The sequence below is a fragment of the Cryobacterium sp. TMT4-10 genome (genome assembly GCF_004403275.1).
GTDB classification, from domain to species: domain Bacteria; phylum Actinomycetota; class Actinomycetes; order Actinomycetales; family Microbacteriaceae; genus Cryobacterium; species Cryobacterium shii.
This window is the reverse complement of the sequence record NZ_SOGU01000010.1, coordinates 1-5,268: the sequence shown is the minus strand read 5'-3', so window position 1 is coordinate 5,268 and position 5,268 is coordinate 1. Positions and strand designations below refer to the sequence as shown.

General features: G+C 70.5%; 5 protein-coding genes. 4 read left to right on the top strand and 1 reads right to left on the bottom strand.

Going from position 1 to position 5,268, the window contains the following annotated elements; genetic code table 11:
• Positions 1-161 precede the first annotated feature (161 nt).
• On the bottom strand, positions 162-488 hold the full coding sequence (locus tag E3T42_RS00615; protein WP_134368323.1) for a hypothetical protein: 327 nt from the start codon (positions 486-488) through the stop codon (positions 162-164).
• A 171-nt stretch (positions 489-659) separates the two neighbouring features.
• On the opposite strand from E3T42_RS00615, the gene E3T42_RS00610 reads away from it, so the two are divergent.
• The 4 genes from E3T42_RS00610 to E3T42_RS00590 all read left to right on the top strand — a co-directional run.
• Positions 660-1,157 (top strand): NUDIX domain-containing protein, encoded by a 498-nt coding sequence (locus E3T42_RS00610; protein WP_134402274.1) that lies wholly within the window; start codon positions 660-662, stop codon positions 1,155-1,157.
• Positions 1,158-1,246: 89 nt separating this feature from the next.
• A complete protein-coding gene (locus E3T42_RS00600) occupies positions 1,247-3,076 on the top strand; it encodes a diguanylate cyclase (RefSeq protein WP_160141096.1) in 1,830 nt (609 codons plus the stop codon).
• A gap of 3 nt (positions 3,077-3,079) precedes the next feature.
• Positions 3,080-3,904, top strand: coding sequence for a nuclease-related domain-containing protein (locus E3T42_RS00595; RefSeq protein ID WP_134402271.1), 825 nt, complete (start codon positions 3,080-3,082; stop codon positions 3,902-3,904).
• Positions 3,905-4,399: 495 nt separating this feature from the next.
• Positions 4,400-5,268 (top strand): ADP-ribosylglycohydrolase family protein (locus E3T42_RS00590; protein ID WP_241975734.1); only part of this gene is annotated, 869 nt, incomplete at its 3' end.

Below are 5,268 nucleotides of genomic sequence, written 5' to 3'. Positions count from 1 at the left end.
GTGGTGAGGCGGGGCAGGTGGTGAGGCGGGGCGGGCGGTGAGGCGGGGCAGGCGGCGAGGCGGGGCAGGCGGTGAGGCGGGGCAGGTGGTGAGGCGGGGCAAGGGCGAGGCGGCGGGCGGCGCGAGCGTCGCGCGGCGCGTGCGGCGACGGATGCCCCGAGTCAGCCGAACATGTTGAGCATCAGCCGGGACTCCTCGAGCGCCTCGACCTCGTGCGGCAGCCCGGCGTCGAGGCGCAGCAGTGCGCCGGGCACGAGCCGGGTGACCTTTCCGCCGGCGGTGACCCGAAGGCATCCGTCGAGGGCCTGCATCAGCAGGATCGTGGGCGCCGTGTGCTGCTTCAGCACGTGACCCGACTCGAATGTCAGCACGACCACGCGAACACCGGGGGAGTTGAGCACCCGGGTGTGGCCCAGACCGCCGGGCTCGACGACGGCGTCGGCACGCACATTCGAGGCAAAGGTGAGGGGCGGGGGTGAGGTGGCCATGCCCGTTACGGTAGTCCTCCACGGATGCCGCGGCGAACCTTCCCTCCGCCGGCGCAGGTTCTATCCCCCGCCGGCTTCCCCAACTTGCGCCGCGAGCGGATCATGGTTCGACGGGCCCGCGCCCGCCCGGAGCGCCCGCAGAAGCACGCAGAATCAGGGGGAAGGATGCCGATGACCGTACTCAGTGCCGGGATACTGCTCTACCGCGTCACGGAAGCCGGGGCCCTGCAGGTCTGGATCGCGCACATGGGCGGGCCGTTCTGGGCGCACAAGGACGAGCGGGGGTGGTCGATCCCCAAGGGCGAATACGCCGCCGGGGAAGACCCCTTCGCCGTGGCGAAGCGCGAGTTCGAGGAGGAGGTCGGCGTGCCCGCTCCGGAGGTCGACTACGCCGAATTGGGGGAGTTCAGACAGCCGTCCGGCAAGGTGATCACGGTCTTCACGGCCGAAGCCGACGCCGCTTTTCGGGTCGACCGCATCATCAGCAACACGTTCCCGCTCGAGTGGCCCCGCGGCTCGGGGCGGGTGCGAGACTTCCCTGAAATAGATGACGCCCGCTGGTTCACGGCAACGGATGCCCGCGCCAGGCTCGTGCGCGGACAGGTCGTCGTGCTCGACGCGCTCGAACAGCGGGTGTGCCCCGGAGACACGGTGACCGGCGGCGAGTGACGGCCCCTTTGGGGGGTCGCAAATATTCCGGCCGGTGTCGGAGACCGCTGCTAGGTTCGGTGTAAGAGAAGGCCGCTGGGGGACTGAACGTGAACTCGAAAGAGGTGGTGGGTGACATGGTGTCCACGTCGGCGCCGGTCCTGAACTCGGTGTCGACCCTGCCGGCCGATCCGGCACTCGCGACACCGCTCCCGACACCGCTCCCGACACCGCTCGCGACACCGCTCGCGACACCGCTCCCGACACCGCTCCCGACACCGCTCGCGAAACCATTCGCGAAACCGCTCCGGACCCCCTCCGCCCTCGCGACAGTCGTTCTCCCGACGGTCGAGGACCTCCTCCGTGCCTGCGAACGGTCGAGCGCCGAGGGGCGCCACCGTGAGGGCGCCGCCCAGGCCGAGGAAATCCTGGCGCGACCGGATGCGAGCGCGGTGCAGCAGGCGCAAGTGCGCGAACTGCTGGCGCTGCACCGGCTGCGGCTGGGGGATTTCAAGGAAGCCGTGCAACAGGGCCTCCTGGCGCTGGAAGCCCTGACCAGCAGCGGCGACCTGCTCCGGCAGTCGAAGGTGCACTGTACCCTGGCGCTGGCCTTCACCGACACGGGCTTGAAGGAGCAGGCACTTCAACACGTCCTGGCCGCGATCGAAGCCGCCCGGGACTGCGGCAACACGACCGCCGAGTTCTGGGCGCTCAGCCGGTCCTCCACCGTGCACGGCTCCATGGGCGACCTCGCGCGCGGAGTCGAGCTTGGCCGTCAGGCACTGGCCCTGTCCCGCACCCTCGACGACCCCGAAGTCAACTTCGTCGCCCTGAACAACCTGTCCGACAGTTGCCTGGAGGCCGCTCGGGTTCAGCGCGTCCAGGGCTTGAACCCGTCTCCGACGCTGCACTGGGGTCTGTCCCTGGTGCGGGAGGCGGTTGCGGTCGCCCACGCCCAGGGGCACACCTTCTTCGAGACCATCGCCCTCACCAACCTCGTCAGCATCCTGATCGAGCTCGACGAGCACGACGAGGCCCGTGAGCAGGCCGGCCGGTCCAAGGCGCTGGCGAACGTCAACGGTTTTCACAATCTCGAGGTGAACAACGACGCACAGCTGGCCGAGGTGGTGCGGGCCGAGGGCCACCTCGACGACGCCACCGCGATGATGGAAGCCCAGCTCGCCGACCCCTCTCTCGACAACGACCCGCCCCTTCTGATCCGGCTGCACGAATCTCTGTTCGAGATGCACAAGGAAAGCGGGCGCTTCGAGCGAGCCCTGGCGCACCACGAGAAGCTGCACGCCCTGACGTTGAACATGACGACGCAGACGGCCGAGATCCAGTCCCAGATGCTGATCAATACCATGGGGATCGAGCAGGCCAACCATGAGGCGGAGCGTTCGCAGCTCGAGGCGGAGATGCTGCGCATCCGTGCTGAGGAATTGGAACAGCAGGCCAACACCGACCCGCTCACCAGGCTGCCGAACCGGCGGGCGCTGGACCGCGAGCTGCCCAACCTGATGGATCGTGCGCAGGATCTGGCCCAGCCCTTGTGCGCGGCCATGATCGATATGGACCACTTCAAACGGGTCAACGACGTCCACGGGCACGGCATCGGCGACCAGGTCCTGGCCGAGATGGCCACCCTGCTGCGGGGCGTCACCCGCGAAAGCGACCTGGCCGTGCGCGTGGGCGGCGAGGAGTTCCTGCTCGTCCTGGCCGACACCAGCCCCGCGCAGGCCGAAAAAGTCTGCGAACGCCTCATCGCCTCGGTGCGCGGGTTCGCCTGGGGCGACCTGGCCGAGGGACTGGCCTGCACGGCGAGCGTCGGTCTGGCCGCCCGACAGACCTCGGAGAGCGTGGCGCAGTGGCTCGCTCGCGCCGACGCGGCCTTGTATGCCGCCAAGAACGGCGGCCGCGACCGGGTCGTCGCCGCCTGAGCCATGACGTCACAGACCCCGACCATGGGTGAGCAGCGCGCGGCCCGATCGGTGATCGAGGAACTGCTGCGGCAGCAGAGCACCACGCCGGCCCGCAACGGCTTCAGCCGGCTCTTCGGCTACTCCCCGCTCGGCGACGACAGCGTCAGCTGGTACCTCGGCGCGAAGGGCGAACTCGAGGTCGGCGGCATCCTCGCCACGCTTCCGCCCGACTGGACGGCCTTCCACGCCCTGCCGATCGGCAAGAAGGGCGCCGACATCGACCACCTCGTCATCGGCCCCGGCGGCCTCTTCACCCTCAACACCAAGAACCACTCCGGCAAGGGCGTCTGGGTCGCCGGCCGCACCCTGATGGTCTCCGGCCACCGGGTTCCCCACATCCGCAACGCCGAGCACGAGGCCGACCGGGTCACCAAACTGCTGCGAGAACGGATGCCGCGCCTCGCGGCCGCCCAGCCCGTGATCGCGCTCGTGAACCCGAAGTCGCTCACCGTCAAGTCCACGCCGGAACGGGTGAAGGTCGTCACCGCTCCCGGGCTGCGGCGCTGGCTGATCACGCAGCCCGTCTCCATGGGACCCGCCGAGCTGGCGAACCTCGCCGCGATCATCGATGACCCCGCGACCTGGCCGACCCCGGTATTCCCGCCAACGGAGCATCCGTTCGCGCAGTTCGCGGTCCTCGACGCCGAGGTGCGGCAGGCCAGGGTGCGGCGCACCCTGTGGAAGTTACTGGGCGCCGTCGTGGCGGCGGCCGTGGCGGTCTCGGTCGGACCGCCCCTGCTGACCGCGGTCCTGACCGCCTTCATGGGCTCCGCCACGAACCCGTAGCCGTCACGTGGTCGTCCCGCGGCCGTCCCGCGGCCGTCCCGCGGTGGCCGGGGGGCAGCGGCCCGGGGGCAGTAGCCCCCCGATGCCCGCCAAGCCAATGGCACGGAGCTCCCGTGTGGCCAACTCAGGAAAACCACTTCGGAATGCCCGAATCCGGCCGGTTTCGGCCTGTTTTCTGGGGAATCACCTGAGTTAGCCACAACCCACCGCGCCAACGGGGCCCGCGGCGCCGGTGAGCGAGGCTGGCCGGGATGCGCCGCGCCCACCCGGCAGCTTCCCCTCGCGGCAGATCACCGCCGGCAGATCACGGCCGGTCGGGCGCCGCTGTCCCTCGAAGAAGGCGGAGCAGCAACCCGCATTTCGCCCGTATTCTCATATGGGGGGAATGAGCCCGAGCAGCATCCGGCGACGGCGTTGTCGCGGGCACGCCACGGCTCACTGCATGCCCCCAACGGACCTTACCCGGGGGAACGCTTGAAACGTACGTCTGCTCAATTGGATCGCGCCGCCGGCGTGATGCTCGGCATGGCCTGCGGCGATGCCCTCGGTGCCGGCTACGAATTCGGCCCGCCCCTCGCGGCCGATGCCTCCGTCACGATGAAGGGCGGCGGCGGGTTCAACTGGGCCCCCGGCGAGTGGACCGACGACACCTCCATGGCCGTTCCGATCCTGAACGCGATCGCCGCCGGCCAGGACCTCCGCGACGAAGCGGTGCTCGACGGGATCGTGGCCGTCTGGGTCGACTGGGCCCGCACGGCGCCGGACGTGGGCAACCAGCTGCGCGCGGTGCTCTCCCGAACCGAGCTCACCGCATCCGCGGTGCGCATCGTCGCCCGCGCCCACCACGAGACGCACGGCAGCAGCGGCGGCAACGGCTCGCTGATGCGAACCGCCCCGGTGGCGCTGGCCTACCTCGACGACCCGGTCGCGCTCGCCGGCGCCGCCCGCGCCGTCAGTGACCTCACCCATTTTGAGACGGATGCCGGCGACGCCTGCGTGCTCTGGTGCCTGGCAATTCGGCACGCGGTGCTCGAGGGCACCCTCGACGTCCGGGTGGGTCTGGGCGCGCTTCCGCCCGAGCGCCGCGAGCTCTGGGAATCCCGCTTCGTCGTGGCCGAGGCCGGAAGCCCCTCCGACTTCAGCCGCAACGGCTGGGTCGTGGAAGCGCTGCAGGGCGCCTGGTCAGCGATCACGCTTCCGGGCCGCGAGGCCGCAGCTGCGGCCACCGCGGGCGGGACCGTCGTCGCTGCGTCCACCGCGGCCGAGACCGCCACCGCGGCCGAGACCGCGGCCGAGACCGCCACCGCCACCGCCACCGCGGCCGGCACCCCCGCCGCCCACCTCCGGCACTCGCTCGAACTCGC

Coding starts and splice junctions, on each gene's coding strand:
- E3T42_RS00610 (WP_134402274.1), top strand. CDS start 660: ATGACCGTACTCAGTGCCGGGATACTGCTCTACCGCGTCACGGAAGCC.
- E3T42_RS00595 (WP_134402271.1), top strand. CDS start 3,080: ATGACGTCACAGACCCCGACCATGGGTGAGCAGCGCGCGGCCCGATCG.
- E3T42_RS00615 (WP_134368323.1), bottom strand. CDS start 488: ATGGCCACCTCACCCCCGCCCCTCACCTTTGCCTCGAATGTGCGTGCC.